This is a genomic window from Bacillus thuringiensis (assembly GCF_001455345.1).
GTDB classification, from domain to species: Bacteria; Bacillota; Bacilli; order Bacillales; family Bacillaceae_G; genus Bacillus_A; species Bacillus_A thuringiensis_N.
In genome coordinates, this window is the sequence record NZ_CP013274.1 from 1,479,040 (window position 1) to 1,499,278 (window position 20,239).

Consider the following 20,239-nt stretch of genomic DNA (forward strand, 5'->3'; position numbering starts at 1 on the left):
GAGGGAGATTATGCATCGCGGCAAAGGGATGAAGTTTGTAGGAGATTCTCGGGTACCAGTAGCTCGGAAACCAAATATTCCAAAAGACTATTCTGAATACCCAGGGAAAACAGAAGCATTTTGGCCGAATTTCTTGTTAAAAGAATGGATGGTTGGTGCAGTTTTTTTAATCGGTTATTTATGTTTAACAGTGGCGCATCCGTCACCGCTTGAGAGAATGGCGGATCCAACTGATGCTGGGTATATACCACTTCCAGACTGGTATTTCTTATTCTTGTATCAGTTATTAAAGTATTCTTATGCTTCTGGCTCATTTACTGTAATTGGAGCGTTCATTATGCCAGGGATTGCGTTTGGCGCATTACTGTTAGCTCCATTTCTTGATCGAGGCCCAGAAAGACGCCCATTGAAGCGTCCTGTAGCAACGGGATTTATGCTTTTAGCAATTGCATCGATTATCTTTTTAACTTGGGAATCTGTAGCACACCACGACTGGGAAGCTGCAAAAAAACAAGGAGCAATTGTAAAAACAGCACCAGTTGATAAAAATGATGACGGTTATAAATTAATGCAAAAAAATACTTGTTTAACATGTCACGGTGACAATTTACAGGGCGGCGCAGCAGCACCGGCACTGCAAAATTTAACTTTGAAACCAGAAGAAATTGCTAAAATTGCGAAAGAGGGAAAAGGTTCCATGCCTAAAGGTGTATTTAAAGGTACAGATGAGGAACTGAAGAAGCTTTCGGAATTCGTTGCAAAGTATAATAAAAAATAATAAAAAGCTGACTACAAAATTTGTAGTCAGCTTTTTATTTTGATGATAGAAAGTTTACTATATAATGGAGTAGAGTTTGATGAAAGAATGAAAGGTGTTGGACATACAGCTTGGTTTACTTGTATGCAATGTTAAGGCAACGCTCCGTATTATTATTTTTATTAGTTGTTAACATATTAGGTACAATTTACGGATTTATATGGTATGGAAATCAATTAAAAGAAACTTCCCCTATATTTTGGCCGTTTGTACCTGATAGTCCTATGGCGAGTCTCTTTTTTGTCTTTGTTTTAATTGCTTTTTTAATAAAGAGAAATTGGGGATTAATAGAGGCGCTAGCGATTGTTACTTTAATAAAGTATGGAATATGGGCTGTTGTTGTAAATGGGGTTACGATCTATGTAAAAGGTCCTATTGGTCTTATCGGGTATATGCTAATGCTTTCACATTTTGCGATGGCAGTACAAGCAGTGCTATATGCACCGTTTTACCGTATAAAAAAATGGCATTTTGCGGTAGCAGCTATATGGACATTACATAACGATGCAATTGATTATTTATTTTGGCAAATGCCGAGATATGGAATTATGCATTTGTTTGTAGGAGAAATTGGTTATTTTACGTTCTGGCTAAGCATTGCTGTGCTTTGTATGACATATTATTATTGCTTACGTGAGAACCGAAAACAGTTTTCTTTATGATAGTTAGGACATTTAGGGGGAGAAAATGAAGAAAAATAAGAGTGGTATAAAAATATTGGATCGATTGATTATGATAGTTGTTTCATATAGCATAGCATTTTCTATATTTGCACTCGCAACAACGGCGGTTGTATACGGAAAATGGCTATATTATTTTGAAATTGATTTTTTAAATATTCCAGATTTAGCTGATATGACGAAAGATGACATTAAGAGAAATTATGATGTGCTTATCACATATTTATCGCCGTTTTATGATGGAGCATTACAGTTGCCTACATTAGATATGTCTACAAATGGTCGTATTCATTTTGTAGATGTTAAAAATATTTTAGTGAAAATTCAATATGTAATGTATGCGACAATTATGATTACAATGGTAGGCGGCATTTATTTATTAAAAAAGAAAAATGAAAAGTTTTTACTACACGGATCGATTGTAACAATTATCTTTCCGATAGCGCTCATGTTACCGATTGCTATTAATTTTGAAAAGAGTTTTGTATTATTCCATAAGCTTTTATTTAGTAATGATTATTGGATGTTTGATATTGAAACGGATCCAATTATATTAATGTTACCAGAAGAATTCTTTATGCATGCTGCGTGTGCTATTTTATTATTTATTTTATGCGGCAGCATACTTTGTTACAGCTTGTATAAATATTTCGTAAAAAAGAAAAGGATTTCAAAGGAAAAATTCTCTGTTTAAAGAGAATTTTTTTGTTTGTAAAACGATAATATATTTTTCGGTCCAGTTCTGTTCTATTCTTGTCCAAATTAACATATTTTGTACTAGTAGTTATAGGGGGGACCGTGATGAAGAGAACATTAATTGGATTGATAGCATTTCTAATTATAATGTTTCCGTTACGTATATATGCTGAAGAGTGGAGTGAACTAACAGGTTTGTTAGACGACTCATTACAATTAGTGAAGCGTAATGAAGATGAAAAAGCAGTACAAGTATTACAACATTTCTCAGAACAGTTTGTCATAAAGGGGAATGAAAAGAAGCAAGAAGTAACACCAGATCAAGTTAGAGTTATTTCTTTAGCTTATGACAAGGCGAAACAATCACTTGTGGAAGAAGATTTCAGTAAACAAGTTAAAATTGATAATGTGTTAGCCCTGCAGTTCGCAGTTGATGCGCAAGTATCAAAGTATCAACCACTTTGGATGGAAAGAGAAAGAAAAGTAATGGATGCCTTTTCTAAAATGGAAAAAGCGATGAAAAAAGAAGATACGGGACAGTTTCAACAAACGTTAAACACATTTTTACATGAATTTAATATTATTTATCCAAGTTTAATGATTGCCTTGCCAGAAAACGAAGTGCAGCGTGTAAATGCCCATTTATCTTATTTGGATGAATTTCGTAACGTTATGCTAAAAACGAAAGGTGGGCAAATGCAATTAGGAATCATTAAAGGGGATTTGCAAAAAATATTTCACACAGTAAAAAAAGATGAAATTGCACCCTCTCTCATTTGGTTTATGACAATTACTGGAGGCCTTATTTTATTCACATTGACTTACGTTGGGTGGAGAAAGTATAAAGGGGAGAGAGAAAAAAGAAAAAGTAATGCACACTCTAAGAATAGATAATGTAATAAATAAAGATACGGATTGTAAGGTTTATTCATTGACAATGATGGCAGAAGAAAATAGAATGAGAAGTACTATAATTAAAACTTCAATGGAGGTTCAGAGATTCATGATGTTTTATTTAATTTACTTCGCGATCATTTTGATCATACCGTTGTATGCACAGTCAAAAGTACGTAGTGCCTATAGCAAGTATTCACAAGTTTATTCAACATCAGGTATGACAGGAGCAGAAGTGGCTCGGAAAATTTTGGATGAAAATGGATTGTACAACGTAGCTGTTGAAGAAACACCAGGTCATTTATCAGACCATTATGATCCAACTGCCAAAACAGTTCGCTTATCAACAGATAACTATTACGGTCATTCAGTTGCTGGAACTGCAGTAGCAGCGCATGAAGTAGGACACGCAATTCAAGATGCAAAAGATTATAACTTTATGCGTATTCGTCATTCGTTAGTGCCAGTTGCAAACTTTGGATCGAATATTTCTTGGGTATTTATTATGATTGGTGCCTTTGCATCTATGTCTAACTTATTGTTATTAGGTATCATCTTAATGGCAGCAGGTGTTGTGTTCCAACTTGTTACATTACCAGTTGAGTTTGATGCATCAAAGCGTGCAATGCAACAAATTGAAGCATTAGGTATCGTATCAACAGATGAATATGGGCAAGCTCGTAAAGTATTAAATGCGGCAGCATTAACATATGTAGCGGCTGCAGCTGTAGCGGTATTTGAATTATTACGTCTCGTATTAATGTATACTGGTATGCAGCGTAGCGACGACTAAAGACTATCAATTTTGATAGTCTTTTTTTGTTGTGTAGATTGAATTATATAATGTATTGCAAATAGAAATAATAGAAGTAATGTGGAAAGGGGGTGGGGGAATGAAATATCCAGACCATTTAGTAAAACAAGTGAAAGAGCGTAGTGCTCCTTATCAATTAGAAGGTTTTTTAAGTGGACAAGGTCCTGAAAATCCCAAATTTATGTTGTTAGGAGAAGCGCCTGGTGAAACAGAAATTCATAATGGGATTCCGTTTAGCGGGAGGGCGGGAAAACAATTAATGGGTTTTTTAGAACGTATTCACGTTACAAGGGAAGAAGTATATATTACGAGCGCTGTTCGAAGTAGACCTTATAAATGGCGAGAGAAAAAAGAACGAAATGGTGAAATCATACAAAAAAAGTATAATAGAACGCCAAATCAAGGAGAAGTAGTTGCCCATGCGTCTTTGTTAGATTATGAATTAGAGAAAATAAATCCGAAGCTTATCGTAACGCTTGGCAATATCGGTCTTCAACGTTTAACAGGAAAAGATAAAAAAATCACAGATGTACACGGGCAATTATTAAAACAGCCCATTCAAAAATTAAAGGATATGCAAAGTGCAGAGTTTACATGGTCAGAGAAAGAATATCATATTTTTCCGACCTTTCATCCAGCCTCCATTTTTTATAATCGGAGCTTATTGGAGCTTATTTATGAGGATTTAGAGAAACTTAAAAAATATGTAATAAAAAACTAGAAAAGCTAGAGAGCTTTTCTAGTTGTGTTTATGTATGTAATGGATTTTTATTTTCATCCAATGTAAAACCTTCACCAACTACATCATGTACATCACTTACAGCAACAAAGGCATGAGGATCTACAGAAGTAATAATGTTTTTTAATTTCACAATTTCATTTTTGGCAACAACGCAATATAATACGTTCCGTTCCACTTTTGTATACGATCCAACAGCTTTTAAAAAGGTTGCTCCGCGCTCCATCTCAGACAAAATTTTGGCAGCAATTTCATCGTTTTTATCTGAGATAATAGTTGCTCCTTTTGCTGCATAGGCTCCTTCTTGCATAAAATCAATGACTTTCGCCCCAATAAAAACAGCAACTAACGTATACATACCCTCGCGATATGATAAATATGTAAGGATAGAGACGATAATAACGATAGCATCAAACATAAACATCGTTTTCCCCATACTCCAGCCAACATATTTATGAGCGAGTCTCGCAATAATATCTACACCGCCAGTAGTTCCGCCGTATTTAAATATGATCCCAAGACCGATACCAATAAATGCCCCAGCAAATAAAGCCGCGAGTGTCATATCGTTTTGTAAGTTTACATGTAAGTTGAGAACTTCGTAACGCTGAAAAATCCATAGAAATAAAGATACGCTAAAGGTACCGATTAGTGTATAGATAAATGTTGTTCTTCCAAGTAATTTCCAACCAATGAAAAATATAGGGATATTTAAAATTAAGTTTGAATAAGAAGGATCAAACTTAAATAGAAAATACAATAATAGTGTAATACCGGTAAATCCACCTTCTGCAAGGTGATTTTCAATATTGATATTCACAATACCGAAAGAAAAAATAGCGGAACCGATTAAAATAAAAATGATATTTCGAATCTTCAAATTTGATGTCATATAGAAATCCCCCTAATTATGTAAATGGCATTGCTCCGCTGAAACGGTAAAACATAATGATAAGTAATTTCTAGTTGTTAATAAAAATAGTGAAGGCTATAAAAAAACAATTGATTTTGGCTGATCTTTTGCCAAAACCGCAAAAGAAAGTTTCACTTCATTATAGTCTATCCAAAAAAGGGTCGCAAATAGGTGTTTGGCGGGGAATAATATTTGTCAAATCGCGATGAATTGGCTAACATGAAAGAGGAAGGATTAGAGGTGAGTTGTATGGAAGCGAAAACGATGAAGGATATGCAGAAAGAAGTAGATGCATATATTGGTCAGTTTAAAGAAGGTTATTTCAGTCCACTTGCAATGATGGCTCGTTTAACGGAAGAAATGGGTGAGCTTGCAAGAGAGCTGAATCATTATTATGGTGAGAAACCGAAGAAAACAACTGAAAAAGAACGTAGTATTGAAGAAGAGCTTGGAGATGTATTATTTGTTATGATTTGTATGGCAAATAGTTTAAATATTGATCTAGAAACAGCACATAACATTGTAATGAATAAATTTAATACTCGCGATAAAGATCGCTGGACACGTATTGATGAGGGAGAGAAAGAATAATGAAAGAAATTAAAGTAATTATCGCTGGACCAAGAGGACGTATGGGACATGAAGCAGTTCTTCTTATGGAAAGAACAGAACATTTTAATTTAGTAGCAGCAGTGGATTATAAGCATGGTGGAGAGAAAATCTCTGATTTACCTGGAATGCCAGCGTTAGATGCACCTATTTACGCGGATTTACATACTTGTTTAGAGGAAATAGAAGCAGATGTGTTGTTAGATTTAACAACGCCAGAAGTTGGGAAACAACACGTTACACTAGCAGTTGAGCGTGGACTTCGTTCTGTTATTGGTACAACTGGATTTACAGAAGAAGAACTAAAGCAATTAACAGAGAATGCGAAAGAAAAAGCAGTAGGAACAATTATCGCTCCAAACTTTGCAATTGGTGCAGTTCTTATGATGAAATTCTCACAAATGGCAGCGAAGTACTTCCAAGATGTTGAAGTAATTGAATTGCATCATGACCAAAAATTAGATGCGCCATCTGGTACAGCTGTAAAAACAGTGGAATTGATTCGTCAAAATCGTGAATCCAAGCAGCAAGGTCATCCAAATGAAGTAGAGCAACTAGAAGGTGCTCGTGGTGCAAATGTAGACGGCATTCACATTCATAGTGTACGTTTACCAGGACTTATTGCGCATCAAGAAGTAATGTTTGGTGGAGATGGACAAATGTTAACGGTTCGTCATGATTCATTCAATCGTGCATCATTTATGTCGGGTGTAAAACTATCAATTGATACAGTAATGAATCTAGATCATCTTGTGTACGGTTTAGAAAATATTATCGACTAAAGGGGAGACAACGGATGAAAATTGCCTTAATCGCACATGACAAAAAGAAAAATGATATGGTTTCGTTTGCGTATGCATATAAACCAATTTTTGAACGGCATGAATTATTTGCAACAGGAACGACAGGACTTCGTATTATGGAGGCAACTGGTTTAGTTGTAACTAGATATCAGTCAGGTCCTCTTGGCGGCGATCAAGAAATTGGTGCAATGATTGCGAAAAATGATTTAGACATGGTAATTTTCTTCCGCGATCCATTAACAGCACAGCCGCATGAACCGGATGTGAATGCATTGCTTCGTTTATGTGATGTATATGCAATTCCACTTGCAACGAATATGGCAAGTGCTGAAATGTTAATGCACGCATTAGAGCGAGGAGATTTAGATTACCGCAAGTTAAGAAAATGAGGGGAACAATTATGAGTGGATTACATATATTAGCGTTTGGTGCTCATGCCGATGATGTTGAAATCGGCATGGCTGGTACCATTGCTAAATATACGAAGCAAGGGTATGAAGTAGGTATTTGTGATTTAACAGAAGCGGATCTTTCTTCTAATGGAACGATAGAGTTGAGAAAGGAAGAAGCAAAGGCCGCAGCTCGTATAATGGGAGTAAAAACGAGACTGAATTTAGCGATGCCAGACCGTGGTTTGTATATGAAAGAAGAGTATATACGTGAAATTGTAAAGGTAATTCGTACATATAAACCAAAACTAGTTTTTGCGCCGTATTATGAAGATCGTCATCCAGATCATGCAAATTGTGCAAAGCTTGTGGAAGAAGCTATTTTTTCAGCTGGAATCCGTAAATATATGCCAGAGCTTCCACCACATCGTGTGGATTCTTTTTATCATTATATAATTAATGGTTTTCATAAACCGAATTTTTGTATAGATATTAGTGAATACGTATCGCAAAAAGTGGAAGCATTAGAAGCGTATGAAAGTCAGTTTTCAACAGGGAGTGATGGTGTGAAAACGCCGTTAACAGAAGGTTACGTTGAAACTGTGGTCGCTCGTGAGAAAATGTTTGGAAAAGAAGTTGGAGTTTTATATGCCGAAGGGTTTATGAGTAAGAAGCCGGTTTTATTACATGCTGATTTAATAGGGGGATGTAAATGAAATTAAAAATAGGTATTACATGTTATCCTTCTGTAGGTGGTTCTGGAGTTGTTGGAACAGAATTAGGAAAGCAATTAGCGGAACGCGGGCATGAAATTCATTTTATTACATCGGGTTTACCATTCCGGTTAAATAAAGTGTATCCAAACATTTATTTTCATGAAGTGACGGTAAATCAATACTCTGTATTTCAATATCCACCTTACGATTTAGCATTAGCGAGTAAAATGGCAGAGGTTGCACAAAGAGAAAACCTAGACATTTTACATGTGCATTACGCAATACCACATGCCATTTGTGCTTATTTAGCAAAACAAATGATTGGAGAGCGTATTAAAATTGTTACAACCTTGCATGGAACAGATATTACTGTGTTAGGTTCCGACCCGTCTTTAAATAATTTAATTCGTTTTGGTATTGAGCAATCTGATGTTGTTACTGCTGTCTCGCATTCATTAATTAACGAAACGCATGAGCTTGTTAAACCAAATAAAGAAATTCAAACAGTATATAACTTTATAGACGAACGTGTATATTTCAAGCGTGATATGTCTCAATTAAAGAAAGAATACGGTATAAGTGAGAATGAAAAGATACTAATTCACATTTCAAATTTCCGTAAAGTGAAACGTGTGCAGGATGTTGTTCAGGCATTTGCTAAAATTGTTACAGAAGTAGATGCGAAGTTGCTTCTTGTTGGGGATGGACCAGAGTTTTGCACGATTTTACAGTTAGTGAAGAATTTACATATTGAAGATCGCGTCTTATTCCTAGGAAAGCAAGATAATGTTGCAGAACTACTTGCGATGAGTGATTTAATGTTGCTTCTATCGGAGAAGGAAAGTTTTGGTCTTGTTTTATTAGAAGCGATGGCGTGTGGTGTACCTTGTATTGGAACAAGGGTTGGAGGTATTCCAGAAGTCATTCAACATGGTGAAACAGGGTATTTATGTGAATTTGGCGATGCAACGGGAGTGGCCAATCAAGCAATTCAGCTATTAAAAAATGAGGAACTTCACCGTAATATGGGAGAGCGGGCAAGAGAAAGTGTTTACGAGCAGTTCCGCTCGGAAAAAATCGTCTCACAATATGAAACGATTTACTATGATGTGCTAAGGGATGACAAAAATGGAAAGATTTAAAAAAGCTAGTTCTATTATTGAGACATTAAAGCAACAAGGACATGAGGCTTACTTTGTTGGTGGGAGTGTAAGAGATCTCATTATCGATAGGCCGATTGGAGATATTGATATTGCGACATCTGCTTTACCAGAGGAAGTGATGGCTATATTTCCAAGACATGTGCCTGTTGGTCTTGAGCATGGAACTGTAATTGTTGTAGAAAATGGTGAGCCTTATGAGGTAACCACTTTTCGAACAGAAAGCGAATATGAAGATTTTCGAAGACCTAGTAGTGTTCAATTTGTTCGTTCATTAGAAGAGGATTTAAAACGTCGTGATTTTACAATGAATGCAATTGCTATGACAGAAGAAGGCGAAATGGTGGACTTATTTGCCGGACAGGAAGCGATTCAAAAGAGAGAAATTGTGACAGTTGGAAATGCTGCAGATCGCTTTCAAGAAGATGCCCTGCGAATGATGCGTGGTATTCGGTTTGTAAGTACGTTAGGATTTTCTTTAGAAACAAAAACGAAGCAAGCAATTGAAACATATGGACATTTACTAGAACATATAGCGATTGAACGAATTACAGTGGAGTTTGAGAAACTGTTAACTGGTACATATTGCGTGAAGGGCTTACAGGAATTAGTAGAAACGAAGCTATTTTCTCATCTACCATATTTACAAATGTCAGAAGAGAGATTGTTAAAAGCTACGCAGTATAACTGGGATTCTTTTGAAACAGATATTGAGGCATGGGCATTTTTCTTATATTGTATCGGAGAAGAGCATCCATCTGTCTTTTTACGTCAATGGAAGTTTTCGAATAAAAAAATAAAAGATATCGTCGCAGTTTTATTAACAATCCGTACAAGAAAGGAGAAGGATTGGGATACAGTTCTTCTTTATAAAACGGGAGTTCATATTGCTGAAATGGCAGAAAGAGTATATGAAGCGATGATTGAAAGCTATGATAGTACATCTGTTAAACGGGTACAAACGTTGTTTCAAGCATTGCCAATCAAGAGTCGACAAGAAATGAATGTGACTGGGAATGATTTGTTAAACTGGGCAAATAAAAAGCCTGGTCCGTGGGTTGCTGAAATGATTCAAAAGATTGAAGAAGCAATCGTACAAGGAAACGTAGTTAATGAGAAAGAGTGTATAAGGGAGTGGCTGCAAGAATGCAATCTACTATAAGAAAGCAGTTATTGCAAGTTTTTTCTGAAGCGGATGGCGAGTTTGTATCTGGCCAAACGATTAGTGATAAACTTGGTTGCTCGAGAACCGCTGTGTGGAAACATATGGAGGACCTTCGTAATGAGGGCTACGAACTTGAAGCTGTACGTCGATTAGGTTATCGAATTGCGAGTAAGCCGGACAAAGTGACTGCGAATGAAATTCAGTTAGGATTACAAACGAAACACATTGGTAGAACAGTGTATTTTGAAGAGTCTGTTGAATCTACGCAGCATATTGCAGCAAAATTTGCTTATGAAGGTGCAGAAGAAGGAACAATTGTTGTGGCAGAAGAACAAACAGCGGGTAGAGGTCGTTTAAGCAGAAAATGGCATTCACCAAAAGGGACAGGAATTTGGATGAGTATTATTTTACGTCCATCAATTCCGGTTCATCATGCACCACAACTTACTTTGTTAGCGGCTGTTAGCGTTGCGCAAGCAATTGAAAAGTGCACAGGTGTAAATGTAGGAATAAAATGGCCGAATGATATTTTAATTCAAGGGAAAAAGGCTGTAGGTATATTAACAGAAATGCAGGCTGATCCTGATAAAATCAATGCTGTTATTATGGGCATTGGTATTAATGCGAATCAAAAAGAAGAACATTTTGATGAGGAAATTCAGCATATTGCTACTTCTTTAGCAATTGAATCTGGTAAGCCAATTGTTCGTGCAGAGCTTATGCAACAAATCTTTTTACAACTAGAAAAATTATATGAAGAATATTTACAAAATGGTTTCTCTGTTATTAAAATTCTTTGGGAAAGTTACGCTGTGAGCATCGGGAAAGAAATTACCGCTCGAACGATGAGACAGTCGCTTACAGGGCTAGCAAAAGGAATTACAGAAGAGGGTGTATTGCTTCTAGAGGACCATGAAGGAAAGATACATCACATTCATTCTGCGGATATCGAAATTAAGTAAAAGAAGTTCCTCCTTTGGAACTTCTTTTTTATTACAATATTTTTGAGCTGCGTTTGCAATACGGTAATCCATTTTTGAATATCGTTTGGTTGCCTATATTTGTTATTTGACGATTACTTTGCCTTCCATTCCTTTCAGGAGATGGTACCGACATATTAATTCATATGTACCGGTACTTTTAGGGTTTACAGTAATGCTTTTTTCTTTTCCCGACTCGACTACGACATCAATATCGAGTTTTTTTACTGTAAAGGTATGTTCATTCTTACTTTTGTTTTTTAATAACAATGTTGTTGATTCTTTAATTGGAATCGTGATGACGTTTGGACGAAAGTAATCATCGTTTAGTTCGACCTCAATTACTTTCGTTGAATCGATAGGTTGTGTTACGGTGTTAACTGAGGCATATGCATGGAAGGAGCTAAAAGTTATCATCCATACAATCATCACAAGCAAACTGATGAATCGAAAGAACCATTTGTTTATAGACATTCGCAATTCTCCTTTTGTAAGTATGTGTCCTCAATTAACCTGCATCATTATTTTAAGAGTTATACTATGCATTTAAAAAGGTGTTTATCTTTCTATGTTTGAGTTATATATGAAATTTCACATACCGTAATGAGGATAAAAATTATTTTTTCAAAAAAATGTAGTAATTTCTTTTCAGAGTTTGCTATAATTAGTTCGAATGTGGGCAGTATCAGAGCGAACTGCACCATGATTCGATGCAATATAAAAAATAATAACTTGGATTCTGCCTTGATCCAATAACGGACTGGGACAGAGGGATGAATAATGCCGACTAACACACAACCCTTCTGCCCTTTTATGGCCAGAGGGGTTTTTTATATGATTTCGGCCATCTCCTCTCTCCTGTATAAAGGAGGAGTAGTTTTTGAAAACGAAAACAGATTTTTTGAAAATGAAAGAGCAAGGTGAGCCGATTACAATGCTAACGGCGTATGATTATCCATCTGCAAAATTAGCAGAAGAAGCTGAAGTTGATATGATTTTAGTTGGAGATTCTCTTGGGATGGTTGTACTTGGCTACGATTCGACAGTACCCGTAACAGTAGAGGATATGATTCATCATACGAAAGCTGTACGCCGAGGAGCGAAAGAGACGTTTATTGTAACTGATATGCCATTTATGTCGTATCATGTGTCGTTACAAGATACGATGGTGAATGCACGCCGCATTGTTCAAGAGAGTGGTGCTCATGCACTGAAGGTAGAAGGTGCAGGCGAAGTGATATCAACTATTCATTACTTGACGAGTGCGGGAATTCCTGTAGTGGCACACTTAGGCTTAACTCCTCAATCTGTAGGAGTACTAGGTGGGTATAAAGTACAAGGAAAAGATGCTGAAAGTGCAAAAAAATTAATAGAAGATGCGAAGAAATGTGAGGAAGCTGGTGCGATAGCACTTGTATTAGAATGTGTGCCAATGCAGCTAGCAGAATTAATTTCGAAGCAACTAACGATTCCAACGATTGGAATTGGAGCAGGACAAAAAGTGGATGGGCAAGTACTTGTTTATCATGATCTTATTTCATACGGCGTAAATCGTGTTCCAAAATTTGTGAAGCAATATACGTCTGTTCAAGAGGAGATTGTACGCGGGATTTCTCAATATGTTGCTGAAGTAAAGACAGGGCAATTTCCAGAAGAAAAACATTCATTCACAATGAAAGAGGAAGAATGCTTAGCGTTATACGGAGGAAAACAATAATGAAAATCGTAACTACAGTGCAAGAGATGCAGCAAATTACAAACAAACTTCGTACAAGTGGAAAAAGTATTGGTTTTGTTCCGACGATGGGCTATTTGCATGAAGGACATGCGACTTTATTACGTAAGGCAAGAGAAGAAAATGAAACTGTAGTTTTAAGCGTGTTTGTCAACCCGCTACAGTTTGGGCCGAATGAAGATTTAGATCGATACCCTCGTGATATTGATAGAGATGAAAATGTAGCAAAAGAAAACGGTGTAGATTATTTATTCTATCCGAGCGTAGGAGAAATGTATCCAGTAGAACAAACGACAACAGTAGAAGTTGTGAAGCGTACCGATGTATTATGCGGTAAACAAAGACCTGGTCATTTCGCTGGTGTTGCGACTGTATTAATGAAACTATTTAATATTACATTGCCAACGCGTGCTTATTTCGGTATGAAAGATGCACAGCAGGTTGCTGTCATTGAAGGATTTGTCGCGGATTTTAATATTCCGGTTACCATCGTACCAGTTGATATTGTAAGGGAAGAAGATGGATTAGCGAAAAGTTCTCGTAACGTGTATTTATCACAAGAGGAGCGTGAAGAGGCTCCTCATTTATATCGCAGTCTATGTATAGCGAAAGAAAGAATTGAGGCAGGCGAACGTAATTCAGAAATCATTACAAATCTTGTGAAAGAGTATATTGAGAGGTATACGAAAGGCACCGTAGATTATGCTGATTTATATGCCTATCCTTCATTAGAAGTAATGGATAACATTGAAGGACGAATTATTTTAGCAATTGCAGTCAAATTTGATAATGTAAGATTAATTGACAATATAACATTAAAGGTGAACTAAGGGGGAGCATCTATGTTTCGCACAATGATGAGAGCGAAGTTACATCGCGCAACAGTAACAGAAGCAAATTTAAATTATGTAGGTAGTATTACAATTGATGAAGATTTAATGGATGCAGTAAATATTATAGAAAATGAAAAAGTACAAATTGTAAATAACAATAATGGTGCTCGCTTAGAGACATATGTTATTAAAGGAGAGCGCGGTAGCGGTGTTGTTTGTTTAAATGGTGCAGCTGCAAGGCTTGTACAGCCAGGGGATAAAGTTATTATTATTTGCTACGGTTTAGTGACAGAAGAAAATATTCATAAACAAGAGCCGAAAATTGCAGTATTAGACGATGATAATCAAATTATTGAAATGTTAGGTGCTGAAAAAGCGGGTACGATATTATAAGTAGGAAGGCTATCTCTATTACAGAGATAGCTTTTTTGTGCATCTTTTCATTAAGATGAGATAAAACGTGGTATAGTAACATTATATAATTTTGTGTTTGATAGGTAAGAAATTGAGGTGTTACATATATGAGTAAGCGTTATGTCGTTGTGGATTTAGAGACGACAGGGAACTCCTGGAAGGATGGGAAGGATAAAATTACCCAAATTGCAGCTGTTGTAGTGGAAGATGGAGAGATATTGGAGATTTTTTCATCTTTTATTAATCCGAAGAGAGAGATTCCACCATTTATTACAGAACTAACAGGGATTGATGAGGGTATGGTTAAGCAAGCCCCGTTATTTCAAGATGTAGCCCCGATGGTTGTTGAGCTATTACAAGGTGCAGCTTTCGTTGCACATAACGTTCACTTTGATTGGAATTTTTTAACGGAAGAATTAAGGCAGGCTGGATATACAGAAATACATTGTCCAAAAGTTGATACAGTTGAGTTGGCGCAAATTCTTTTGCCAACGGCTGATAGTTATAAATTACGTGATTTAGCTAAACAACACGAACTAGAGCATGATCAACCGCATCGTGCGGATAGTGATGCTCTTGCAACAGCGGAATTGTTTTTACAATTTTTAAATGAAATTGAGAAGTTACCACTTGTCACCTTGCAATCACTTTATGAATTGAGTGATGTTTTTCAAAGTGATATAGCGGATGTACTTTCTGAAAATATTTTAAAGAAAATGATGCATGGTAAAAAAGAAGCAGAGGGATATGAAGTGTATCGAAATATTGCACTTCGAAAACGGAATTATTCTTTAAATCTCAGTGAAACATGTTCATCTAAATTTGATGCTTTTTTGCATAAGACAATCGATAAACTTGCATTGAATATGCCAAAGTTTGAAAAAAGAGAAAGCCAACAAATTATGATGAAGGAAATATATACAGCACTAAGAGATTCTAGGTTTTCCCTAATTGAAGCAGGAACAGGAACAGGGAAGACTCTTGCATATTTACTTCCAAGTATTTATTTTGCAAAGAAAAAAGAAGAACCTGTCATAATAAGTACCCAAACTGTACAACTGCAACAACAAATACTAGAAAAAGAAATTCCATTATTACAGAAAATAATACCATTTTCATTTGAAGTAGCTCTTTTGAAGGGAAGAAAGCATTATCTTTGCCTACATAAATTTGAATATGCTTTGCAAGAGGAAGAGAAAAATTATGATATGGCGCTCACAAAGGCAAAAATTTTAGTGTGGTTATTGCAAACGGAAACTGGCGATCGGGATGAATTAAATATTCCTGAGGGCGGAAAGTTACTTTGGAACCGTATTTGTAGTGATGTACATAGTCCGGGCGGGATGCAAAGCAACTGGTTTAGTCGTTGTTTTTATCAACGAGCAAAGAATAAAGCATTATTTGCAGATATCGTTATTACAAATCATGCTTTATTATTTCAAGATTTTTCAAGTGAAGAACCATTGTTTGCTTCGTGTGAACATATTATTTTTGATGAGGCTCATCATATTGAAGAAGCGGCGAGTAGAACATTAGGTGAACAGTTCTCCTGTATGTATTTCCAGCTAGTTTTATCTCGTCTTGGTACGCTAGAAACAGATGATGTACTTTCTAAAGTATATAAAATGATGAAAAAAACAGAACAAGCCTCCCGTTCAACTTTCCGTATGGTAAGTCATAGTTTGAAGGAATTGAAATTTGATGCGGATGAGCTATTCCAAATGTTACGTGTATTCATCTTTAAACAAACAAAGCAGGAACAAGGGATAAGCAATATGCCACTCATTTATCGATATAACACGGAAGTAGAGACAGGTAAGTTATGGGATAGCATTACCGAGTTAACAAATCGTTTTGTATATGATGTAAGAAAATTATTAACTACACTTGAGAAGCAAGTTGAAATATTGCAAAGTAAATTAGAGTGGGAGATGCATGTTGTTACAGGTGAATTTATACATTTAATTGAGTTGTTGAGAAAGATGGCACAATCTTTACAATTACTCATTTTAGAAAAAAATTCATATGTGACATGGATGGAAACTGAAACGAAGGGAACAATTCATTCAACTGTTTTATATGGGCAACCTGTTCATATTGGTGAAAGATTTGCTGATGAATTTTTAACACAGAAAAAGAGTGTTATTTTCACATCAGCAACGTTAACAGTAAATGATTCATTTGACTATATAAAAGAAGAGCTAGGTTTACATGATTTTGCTCCTAATACATTACAGGTTCCGTCACCATTCCGTTTTGAAGAACAGATGAAGTTAATGGTTTCAACGGATGTGCCTTTTATTAAGAAAGCAAGTAATGAAGAATATATTGAATCTGTATCGGCACATATTGCAAAAATAGCGAAAGCTACAAAAGGTAGAATGCTCGTCTTATTCACCTCGTATGAAATGTTGAAAGAAGCGTATACGAATTTGAAAAATGATGAGGAATTAGAAGGGTATTTATTATTAACGCAAAGTGTGAATAATAAGAGCCGAAGTCGTCTCATTCGTAAGTTTCAAGAGTTCGACAAATCGATTTTGTTAGGAACAAGCAGTTTTTGGGAAGGGATCGATATACCTGGAGATGCCCTTAGCTGTCTTGTTATTGTCCGCCTTCCCTTTACGCCTCCTCATCAACCGATGATAGAAGCAAAAGGAGAGTGGTTAAAAAATCAAGGAGAAGACGTATTCGCTAAGTTAGCACTCCCGCAAGCAATACTGCGTTTCAAACAAGGATTTGGTCGTCTCATTAGAACAAGTACAGATACCGGAACAGTATTTGTATTAGATCGTCGTTTGACAAGTGCTTCTTATGGGAAACGTTTTTTACAATCAATCCCAACTGTCCCGCTTTATGAAGGCCCTTTAGAGGAATTGTTAGAACAATTAAGAGAACGGCCAACTGAATAAAATTGGAAGAAAAATACGCCTGAAGTACATTTAAACTTCAGGCGTAAAAAATGTGGGTAGGAGGAATTTTATTTTTCTTACTTCTTGTATACAAAATGTATTGGTTTTCGACTTGAAACCTTTTTTTGCAGTACATGTCCTGCTATAATAGATGGGTGATGAAGCAGGGGTTGTAAAGAATGTACTCTTATTGTAACCGCATTGCGTTCTTCTATAATTAGAAATTTTTGTGTAACGGAGGAGTTTTTTCATGGATAAGAAAATCGAAGTCCTATCAACGACGCGTATTAAATATTCGTCTGACTTGTATAAAATCGTTGATAGTTTGAATCGTACGTTAAAAGAGCAGGACCTCATGTTCGGATTAGCATTAGACGAAAAAGATAAAGAAACAGCTGTATTTACGATTTACAGAACGTAGTGATAAAATGAAAAAGTGGATCTTTACAATCATTATCGTAATCGTTGCTAGCGGAATATATGGGGCGTATGTTTATAATAAAGCAATGGAAAAGAAAATCCCTAAAGAGGCAAAATCTGTAGAAATTGCAAAAGAAAAAGCAAAGCTTACAAAAGTAAAATCTGTGGATTATTATAACGGAAATTCTTCATATACGGTCGTACAAGGTGTAGACGAAAAAGGAGAACAAATTATTGTTTGGGTGCCTATTAAAAAAGGGGATGTCCTTGTGAAGAAAAAGAGTGAAGGTATTCCTGAAAAAGAAGCTTTGCAAAAGTTGGCTGAACAAGCTACAGGAAAAGGCGATGAGCCGAAGCCAAAGCCAAAAGAAATTATAAAAGTAAAATTAGGTGCTCAAAACGATATTCCGTTGTGGGAAATTACATATATTGATCAGGAAGATCGTTATACGTATTATTATTTAGAGTTTCAAAATGGGGCTTATGCTGGTCACTACAGCATTGAAAAATAGATGTAGGGGGAACTACAAATGAAATTAGCAAAGCGAGTAGCTGCTTTAACACCATCTGCAACTTTAGAAATTACAGCAAAGGCACAAGCATTAAAAGCAGAAGGTCATGATGTAATTGGATTAGGTGCAGGAGAACCTGACTTTAATACGCCAGAACATATTATGAATGCTGCACATAAAGCGATGTTAGAAGGACATACGAAGTATACACCAACAGGTGGATTACAAGCGTTAAAACAAGAAATTGTGAAGAAGTTTACTCGCGATCAAGGAATTGCGTATGATCCGTCTGAAATTATTGTATGTAACGGTGCAAAGCATGCATTATATACATTATTCCAAGTGTTACTTGATGAAGGAGATGAAGTTATCATCCCTACGCCATACTGGGTAAGTTATCCGGAACAAGTAAAGCTTGCTGGTGGTAAGCCAGTTTATGTAGAAGGCCTTGAAGACAATGAATACAAAATTACAGCGAAGCAGCTGCGTGAGGCAATTACAGAGAAAACGAAAGCAGTTATTATTAATTCACCGAGTAATCCAACAGGAATGATTTACAGCAAAGAAGAATTACAACAGCTTGGAGAAGTATGTTTAGAACATGATATTTTAATCGTTTCAGATGAAATTTATGAAAAATTAATTTATGGTGGAGCAGAATATACTTCGGTTGCCCAGCTTTCTAATGCATTAAAAGAACAAACACTTATTATTAATGGTGTATCTAAATCTCATTCTATGACGGGATGGCGTATTGGATATGCAGCAGGAAATAAGCAGCTTATTAAAGCGATGACGAACTTAGCAAGTCATAGTACGTCAAACCCTACTTCAATCGCTCAATACGGCGCAATCGCGGCATATGCAGGCTCACAAGAACCTGTAGAAACAATGCGTCAAGCATTTGAAGAGAGATTAAACATTATTTATGATAAATTAATTCAAATCCCTGGCTTTACTTGCATTAAACCACAAGGCGCATTTTACTTATTCCCTAATGTAAAAGAAGCAGTAGCTTTATCAGGATACGAAACTGTTGATGATTGGGCAAAAGCTCTATTAGAAGAGGAAAAAGTGGCTCTTGTACCAGGTACAGGATTTGGTGCTCCAAACAACGTTCGTTTATCATATGCTACATCTCTTGAACAAGTAGAAAAAGCATTAGAACGTATTCATACGTTTATGAAAAGTAAAGTGCAAGCTTAATTGTATATTTTATTAACGCAATACAAAAAACCTTCCTACATAATAGGGAGGTTTTTTTGACGAATTGTGGCAAAAAGAAATAGCGAAAGGTGTGTTATACTAGAGAGCGAGGTGTTTGGTGATGAAAAAGAAAATGATGTTACAGTGGTTTGAACAGGGAAGCATTGCAATTCCAAAATTACTTATGATGCATTATAAAAAATTAGGGTTAAATGAAACGGAATTTATGGTTGTACTTCATGTACACACATTTTTAGAATCAGGCAATTCGTTTCCGACTCCGTCAGAGATTTCAGAACGGATGACGATTACTGAAATGAAATGTATGGAAGTGATTCAGACATTGATTCAAAAAGGTTTTTTATCACTAGAAGGTGGACAAAGATCAGAAGCGATGATGTGTGAAAGTTATTCTTTACAACCACTATGGGAAAAAATATTGCATTTCTTAATGAATGAATCAATAGAAGAAGAACAAAAAGAAATAAAACAACTGCAAGTAAATTTATATACAGTATTTGAAAAAGAATTTGGAAGACCACTTTCTCCATTTGAATGTGAAACGTTGGGAATGTGGGAAGATCAAGATCAACATCATCCGAATTTAATTCAAGCGGCCCTCAGGGAAGCTGTAATGAGTGGTAAGCTTAATTTCCGATATATTGATCGCATTTTATTTGAGTGGAAAAAGAATGGTATTAAAACAGTAGATCAAGCCCAAAATCAAGGGCGAAAATTTAGAGCAAATCAACAACGAACGCAGCAAACGACAAAACAAGAGACGAAATTTACTGGAAAAGTGCCTTTTTATAATTGGTTGGAGCAGTAATGT

The 20,239-nt window shown here is 36.0% G+C and carries 23 protein-coding genes; 21 read left to right on the forward strand and 2 right to left on the reverse strand.

What is annotated here, in order from left to right; all coding sequences use genetic code 11:
* The first annotated feature begins 10 nt into the window (after positions 1-10).
* The 6 genes from qcrC (at position 11) to ATN06_RS07955 (ending at position 4,622) form a co-directional block, all read left to right on the forward strand.
* A complete protein-coding gene (qcrC, locus tag ATN06_RS07930; protein ID WP_000554603.1) occupies positions 11-778 on the forward strand; it encodes a menaquinol-cytochrome c reductase cytochrome b/c subunit in 768 nt (255 codons plus the stop codon).
* 110 nt (positions 779-888) lie between these two features.
* A complete protein-coding gene (locus ATN06_RS07935) occupies positions 889-1,479 on the forward strand; it encodes a lipoprotein heptaprenylglyceryl N-acetyltransferase LhaT (RefSeq protein WP_110093224.1) in 591 nt (196 codons plus the stop codon).
* A gap of 25 nt (positions 1,480-1,504) precedes the next feature.
* Positions 1,505-2,191, forward strand: a complete 687-nt coding sequence (locus ATN06_RS07940) for a lipoprotein intramolecular transacylase Lit (RefSeq protein WP_060630189.1) — start codon at positions 1,505-1,507, stop codon at positions 2,189-2,191.
* Positions 2,192-2,298: 107 nt separating this feature from the next.
* Positions 2,299-3,087, forward strand: coding sequence for a sporulation protein YpjB (ypjB, locus tag ATN06_RS07945; RefSeq protein WP_060630190.1), 789 nt, complete (start codon positions 2,299-2,301; stop codon positions 3,085-3,087).
* A gap of 112 nt (positions 3,088-3,199) precedes the next feature.
* Entirely contained in the window at positions 3,200-3,880 is a 681-nt protein-coding gene (locus tag ATN06_RS07950) for a zinc metallopeptidase (RefSeq protein ID WP_060633105.1), read from the forward strand.
* A 100-nt stretch (positions 3,881-3,980) separates the two neighbouring features.
* The gene (locus ATN06_RS07955) at positions 3,981-4,622 is read left to right on the forward strand and encodes a uracil-DNA glycosylase (protein WP_060630191.1); all 642 of its coding nucleotides are present in this window, start codon (positions 3,981-3,983) and stop codon (positions 4,620-4,622) included.
* Positions 4,623-4,650: 28 nt separating this feature from the next.
* Here the strand turns inward: ATN06_RS07955 and ATN06_RS07960 are convergent, their stop codons facing one another.
* Complete coding sequence (locus tag ATN06_RS07960) at positions 4,651-5,532, reverse strand: YitT family protein (RefSeq protein ID WP_000203308.1); 882 nt, start codon at positions 5,530-5,532, stop codon at positions 4,651-4,653.
* Positions 5,533-5,802: 270 nt separating this feature from the next.
* On the opposite strand from ATN06_RS07960, the gene ATN06_RS07965 reads away from it, so the two are divergent.
* Genes ATN06_RS07965 through ATN06_RS07995 form a run of 7 tightly spaced genes read left to right on the forward strand, consistent with a single transcriptional unit; the run spans position 5,803 to position 11,357 of the window.
* Entirely contained in the window at positions 5,803-6,144 is a 342-nt protein-coding gene (locus ATN06_RS07965; protein WP_060633106.1) for a nucleotide pyrophosphohydrolase, read from the forward strand.
* Positions 6,144-6,944: a dihydrodipicolinate reductase gene (gene dapB / locus ATN06_RS07970; protein WP_060630192.1), complete on the forward strand. Its 801-nt coding sequence runs from the start codon at positions 6,144-6,146 to the stop codon at positions 6,942-6,944. Before ATN06_RS07965 ends, dapB begins: the two co-directional genes overlap by 1 nt.
* 14 nt (positions 6,945-6,958) lie before the next feature.
* The gene (gene mgsA / locus ATN06_RS07975) at positions 6,959-7,354 is read left to right on the forward strand and encodes a methylglyoxal synthase (RefSeq protein ID WP_060630193.1); all 396 of its coding nucleotides are present in this window, start codon (positions 6,959-6,961) and stop codon (positions 7,352-7,354) included.
* Positions 7,355-7,365: 11 nt separating this feature from the next.
* Positions 7,366-8,070 (forward strand): bacillithiol biosynthesis deacetylase BshB1, encoded by a 705-nt coding sequence (gene bshB1, locus ATN06_RS07980; protein WP_060630194.1) that lies wholly within the window; start codon positions 7,366-7,368, stop codon positions 8,068-8,070.
* Positions 8,067-9,212, forward strand: a complete 1,146-nt coding sequence (gene bshA, locus ATN06_RS07985) for an N-acetyl-alpha-D-glucosaminyl L-malate synthase BshA (protein WP_060630195.1) — start codon at positions 8,067-8,069, stop codon at positions 9,210-9,212. The genes bshB1 and bshA overlap by 4 nt, the downstream gene beginning before the upstream one ends.
* Positions 9,199-10,392 carry a CCA tRNA nucleotidyltransferase gene (locus ATN06_RS07990; protein ID WP_060630196.1) on the forward strand — a complete coding sequence of 398 codons (1,194 nt, stop codon included), beginning with the start codon at positions 9,199-9,201 and terminating at the stop codon, positions 10,390-10,392. Before bshA ends, ATN06_RS07990 begins: the two co-directional genes overlap by 14 nt.
* The gene (locus tag ATN06_RS07995) at positions 10,377-11,357 is read left to right on the forward strand and encodes a biotin--[acetyl-CoA-carboxylase] ligase (RefSeq protein WP_060630197.1); all 981 of its coding nucleotides are present in this window, start codon (positions 10,377-10,379) and stop codon (positions 11,355-11,357) included. The genes ATN06_RS07990 and ATN06_RS07995 overlap by 16 nt, the downstream gene beginning before the upstream one ends.
* Positions 11,358-11,459: 102 nt before the next feature.
* Here the strand turns inward: ATN06_RS07995 and ATN06_RS08000 are convergent, their stop codons facing one another.
* On the reverse strand, positions 11,460-11,849 hold the full coding sequence (locus ATN06_RS08000; RefSeq protein WP_060630198.1) for a cupredoxin domain-containing protein: 390 nt from the start codon (positions 11,847-11,849) through the stop codon (positions 11,460-11,462).
* Between the two features lie 406 nt (positions 11,850-12,255).
* Between ATN06_RS08000 and panB the strand changes: the two genes are divergently transcribed.
* The 8 genes from panB to dnaD all read left to right on the forward strand — a co-directional run bounded on the left by panB (position 12,256) and on the right by dnaD (position 20,236).
* Entirely contained in the window at positions 12,256-13,092 is an 837-nt protein-coding gene (gene panB, locus ATN06_RS08010) for a 3-methyl-2-oxobutanoate hydroxymethyltransferase (protein ID WP_060630200.1), read from the forward strand.
* Positions 13,092-13,940, forward strand: coding sequence for a pantoate--beta-alanine ligase (gene panC, locus ATN06_RS08015; RefSeq protein WP_060630201.1), 849 nt, complete (start codon positions 13,092-13,094; stop codon positions 13,938-13,940). The genes panB and panC overlap by 1 nt, the downstream gene beginning before the upstream one ends.
* A 12-nt stretch (positions 13,941-13,952) precedes the next feature.
* Entirely contained in the window at positions 13,953-14,336 is a 384-nt protein-coding gene (gene panD / locus ATN06_RS08020; protein WP_060630202.1) for an aspartate 1-decarboxylase, read from the forward strand.
* Positions 14,337-14,464: 128 nt separating this feature from the next.
* A complete protein-coding gene (dinG, locus tag ATN06_RS08025) occupies positions 14,465-17,269 on the forward strand; it encodes an ATP-dependent DNA helicase DinG (protein ID WP_060630203.1) in 2,805 nt (934 codons plus the stop codon).
* 250 nt (positions 17,270-17,519) lie between these two features.
* Positions 17,520-17,690, forward strand: a complete 171-nt coding sequence (locus tag ATN06_RS08030) for a YpmA family protein (RefSeq protein ID WP_000358352.1) — start codon at positions 17,520-17,522, stop codon at positions 17,688-17,690.
* 7 nt (positions 17,691-17,697) lie between these two features.
* Positions 17,698-18,201, forward strand: coding sequence for a cell wall elongation regulator TseB-like domain-containing protein (locus ATN06_RS08035; protein WP_060630204.1), 504 nt, complete (start codon positions 17,698-17,700; stop codon positions 18,199-18,201).
* Positions 18,202-18,219: 18 nt separating this feature from the next.
* Positions 18,220-19,407, forward strand: coding sequence for an aspartate transaminase AspB (gene aspB, locus ATN06_RS08040; protein ID WP_060630205.1), 1,188 nt, complete (start codon positions 18,220-18,222; stop codon positions 19,405-19,407).
* Positions 19,408-19,528: 121 nt separating this feature from the next.
* Positions 19,529-20,236 carry a DNA replication protein DnaD gene (dnaD, locus tag ATN06_RS08045; RefSeq protein WP_060630206.1) on the forward strand — a complete coding sequence of 236 codons (708 nt, stop codon included), beginning with the start codon at positions 19,529-19,531 and terminating at the stop codon, positions 20,234-20,236.
* The last annotated feature ends 3 nt before the right edge of the window (positions 20,237-20,239 follow it).